The sequence below is a fragment of the Streptomyces sp. MnatMP-M17 genome (assembly GCF_900091995.1).
Lineage (GTDB): Bacteria > Actinomycetota > Actinomycetes > Streptomycetales > Streptomycetaceae > Streptomyces.
Genome location: NZ_FMDK01000723.1, coordinates 1 through 3,593, shown reverse-complemented (window position 1 = coordinate 3,593; position 3,593 = coordinate 1). Strand labels below are relative to the sequence as shown.

At 67.8% G+C, this 3,593-nt stretch carries 4 protein-coding genes; 3 read left to right on the top strand and 1 reads right to left on the bottom strand.

The window, feature by feature from the left end:
- The 3 genes from GA0115259_RS29145 to GA0115259_RS29135 form a co-directional block, all read left to right on the top strand.
- The coding region (locus tag GA0115259_RS29145; protein ID WP_093602557.1) for a hydroxyisourate hydrolase at positions 1-320 on the top strand (320 nt) is incomplete at its 5' end.
- A 6-nt stretch (positions 321-326) separates the two neighbouring features.
- A complete protein-coding gene (gene pucL / locus GA0115259_RS29140; RefSeq protein WP_093602555.1) occupies positions 327-1,304 on the top strand; it encodes a factor-independent urate hydroxylase in 978 nt (325 codons plus the stop codon).
- Positions 1,305-1,405: 101 nt separating this feature from the next.
- Positions 1,406-2,791: an 8-oxoguanine deaminase gene (locus tag GA0115259_RS29135; protein ID WP_093602553.1), complete on the top strand. Its 1,386-nt coding sequence runs from the start codon at positions 1,406-1,408 to the stop codon at positions 2,789-2,791.
- 183 nt (positions 2,792-2,974) lie between these two features.
- Here GA0115259_RS29135 and GA0115259_RS29130 read toward each other — a convergent pair.
- On the bottom strand, positions 2,975-3,593 hold a 619-nt coding region (locus tag GA0115259_RS29130; protein ID WP_093602551.1), incomplete at its 5' end, for a chitosanase.

Genomic DNA, 3,593 nt, shown 5'->3' with positions numbered 1-3,593 from the left:
GCTCCGGCGCCGCCTGGGCGGCGCTCGGCGGCTCGCGCACCGACGCGGACGGGCGCTGCAAGGACCTGCCGGCGCTGCCGGTGGAAACGGCACAGGTACGTCTCGACTTCGGGACCGAGGCGTATTTCGTCGGCAGAGACCAAGCCGGAGAGCAAGCCAGGGACCAAGCCGAGGCACAGCAGGACGCCTCCCGCGCACGGGACAGCGGCACATCGTTCTTCCCGGAGGTGACGATCACCTTCACCGTCACTCCCGGCGAGCACTACCACGTACCGCTGCTGCTCAGCCCGTTCGGCTACTCCGTATACCGAGGGAGCTAGCGAGCCATGCCCACGATTCTCGGCCAGAACCAGTACGGCAAGGCGGAGAACCGCGTCGTCAGGATCACGCGGGACGGCCGTACCCATCACATCAAGGACCTGAACGTCTCCGTCGCCCTCTCCGGCGATATGGCGGACGTCCACCACTCCGGTTCCAACACCCATGTCCTGCCGACCGACACCACCAAGAACACGGTGTACGCGTTCGCCAAGGAGTACGGCATCGAGTCGGCCGAGCAGTTCGGCATCCGTCTCGCCCGGCACTTCGTGACCGGCCAGGAGCCGATCCACCGGGCGCGTATCCGGATCGAGGAGTACGCCTGGGAGCGCATCGACACCTCCGACGGCATGGCTCACGACGGCGAGGTCTGGTCCGGCACGGCCGAGCAGCCCAGGCACTCCTTCGTCCGTACGGGCCAGGAGACACGTCTGGCCCAGATCACCTTCGACGGCGAGAGCTGGGAGGCCGTCTCGGGACTGACGGATCTGACGGTGCTGAACTCGACCAACTCCGAGTTCTGGGGTTACGCCAAGGACAAGTACACAACGCTCCGGGAGGCGTACGACCGTATTCTCGCGACCGACGTCTCCGCGCGATGGCGCTACCGCTGGTCGGGCGACGGTTCGAGTGACGGCTCAGGCCACGGCTCGGGTGACGGCGTACCGATGCCGGACTGGGACGAGTCCTACGCGCAGACGAAGAAGCACATCCTCCGGACCTTCGCCGAGACCTACTCGCTCTCGCTCCAGCAGTCCCTGTACCAGATGGGTACGAGCGTCATCGAGAACCGCGGTGAGATCGAGGAGATCCGTTTCTCCTTGCCGAACAAGCATCACTTCCTGGTCGATCTGGAGCCCTTCGGGCTGAAGAACGACAACGAGGTGTACTTCGCGGCCGACCGTCCCTACGGGCTCATCGAGGCCACCGTTCTGCGTGACGGAGCCGAGCCGCGCATCCCGGCCGACCTCACGCGTCTCCGATGAGCCCGATGAACCCTATGAGCCCGACCGGCCCAATGAGCCCGACGAGTCCGGTGGATGAGCCGGGCCGACGCCCGAAGGCAGGAAGAGGAAGAGGAATCGCCATGGCGGCTTCGCGCATCGTCATCGAGAACTGCGCCATCGCGACCGTGGACGCGCACGACACCGAGTACGCCTCGGGACATGTCGTCGTCGCGGACAACCGGATCGAGTCGGTCGGCGCGGGCCCGGCTCCGGCCGGTCTGGAGCGGGTGGTCCGCCGTATCGACGGCACCGGCCATCTCATCACTCCCGGCCTGGTCAATACGCATCACCACTTCTACCAGTGGATCACCCGGGGGCTCGCCACCGACCACAATCTCTTCGACTGGCTGGTGGCGCTCTATCCGATCTGGGCGCGGATCGACGAGCCGATGGTACGGGCGGCGGCGCGGGGCTCGCTCGCGATGATGGCCCGCGGCGGAGTCACCACCGCCATGGACCACCACTATGTCTATCCGCGCGGTACGGGCGATCTGTCGGGCGCGATCATCGGGGCCGCCGCGGAGACGGGCGTACGGTTCACTCTCGCCCGTGGCTCCATGGACCGCGGGATCTCGGACGGCGGACTGCCTCCGGACTTCGCCGTGGAGTCCCTCGACGGCGCGCTCGCCGCCACCGAGGCGACCATCGACCGCCACCACGACACCGCTTTCGACGCGATGACCCAGATCGCGGTCGCACCGTGCTCGCCGTTCTCCGTCTCCACCGAACTGCTCGTGGAGGGCGCGGAGTTGGCCCGGCGCAAGGGCGTGAGGCTGCATACGCACGGCAGTGAGACCATGGAGGAGGAGCAGTTCTGCAAGGAACTGTTCGGGATGGGCCCCACGGACTACTTCGAGTCGACCGGCTGGCTCGGCTCCGATGTGTGGATGGCCCACTGCGTCCATATGAACGACTCCGACATCGCCGCGTTCGCGCGTACGGGCACGGGCGTAGCGCACTGTCCGTCCTCCAACGCCCGCCTCGCCGCCGGGATCGCCAGGGTTTCCGACATGCTCGCGGCGGGTGTTCCGGTCGGTCTCGGTGTCGACGGGACCGCTTCCAACGAGTCGGGCGAACTCCACACCGAGCTGCGCAACGCGCTGCTCATCAACCGCCTCGGCGCACGGAGCGAGAGCGCCCTGAACGCGCGTCAGGCGCTGCGGCTCGGTACGTACGGCGGTGCTCAAGTCCTCGGCCGCGCCGATCAGATCGGATCGATCGAGGCGGGCAAGCTCGCCGATCTCGTGCTCTGGAAGCTGGACACGCTCGCGCATGCCTCGATCGCGGACCCGGTCGTCGCGCTGGTCCTCGGCGCCGCCGCGCCCGTCACGCTCTCGCTGGTCAACGGCGTGAGTGTGGTCGAGGACAACCGTCTGACCATGGTGGACGAGGACGCCATCGCCCGCGAGACACAGAGCGAGGCGCGGCGCCTCGCGCGGATCGCGGCGGAGGGCCGATCGGGCTGATCGTCCGGCCGCCTCGCCGCGCTCAGCGGCGGGACGGGGCTCAGCGGCGGGACGAGTACGGCTACGGCTACGGCTACGGGTACGGCACCGATGGAAGCCCTGGGTGCCGTACCCGCCGTCGTACTACCGACTGCGCCTTACGGCCGACTACGTCTGACGACCGGCCCGTTCAGCCGATCTCGTTCAGCCGATGTGGAAGCTGTCGCCGTAGACCTTCCAGTCCAGCGGCGGGTCCAGATTCAGATTGCCCTTGTTGAGGAACACCCGCTGCGCGGTGTCCACCCGGCTGGTGTCCTCGTGCGCCTCCTCCTGCTTCATCGCCCACACCCGGGCGTCGAGGAAGGCGTGCAGATACTGCTTCTCGTCGCCGCCCTGGGCCGGCGGCTTCGCCTTGGCCAGCGCGCGCTTGCGGATGTTGCCGAAGCTGGTGCTGTCGCCGCCGTCGCCGTGCATCACGATGGCGTCGTAGTACGCGAACTGCCCGAGCGTGCCGAGCTTGTCCTGCTTGGCGCGGTTCACGGCCGGGTTGAAGTAGACGCGGTCGCGCTCGTCGTTCTGCGCGGTCTTGAACGCGGAGTCCTTGGCCGCCTGCTTCCAGGCCGAGGTGAAGCCCGGGTCGAGGCCCTGGTGCGAGTCCGTGCCGTCGACCTGCCGCAGGGCGGGCAGATACGAGGCGAGCGCGTTGCCCGGCTTACGGCTGGTGTACAGCTCGACCAGGTCCAGCATGTCGCCCGTACCGGAACAGAATCCGATGATGCCGGCGGTGTAGCCGCGGCCGTCGCCGATGTCTTCGATGTAGCCG

What these genes read in the sequence shown, in the direction of transcription:
- pucL (WP_093602555.1), top strand. Translation starts at nt 327, where the DNA reads ATGCCCACGATTCTCGGCCAGAACCAGTACGGCAAGGCGGAGAACCGC.
- GA0115259_RS29135 (WP_093602553.1), top strand. Translation starts at nt 1,406, where the DNA reads ATGGCGGCTTCGCGCATCGTCATCGAGAACTGCGCCATCGCGACCGTG.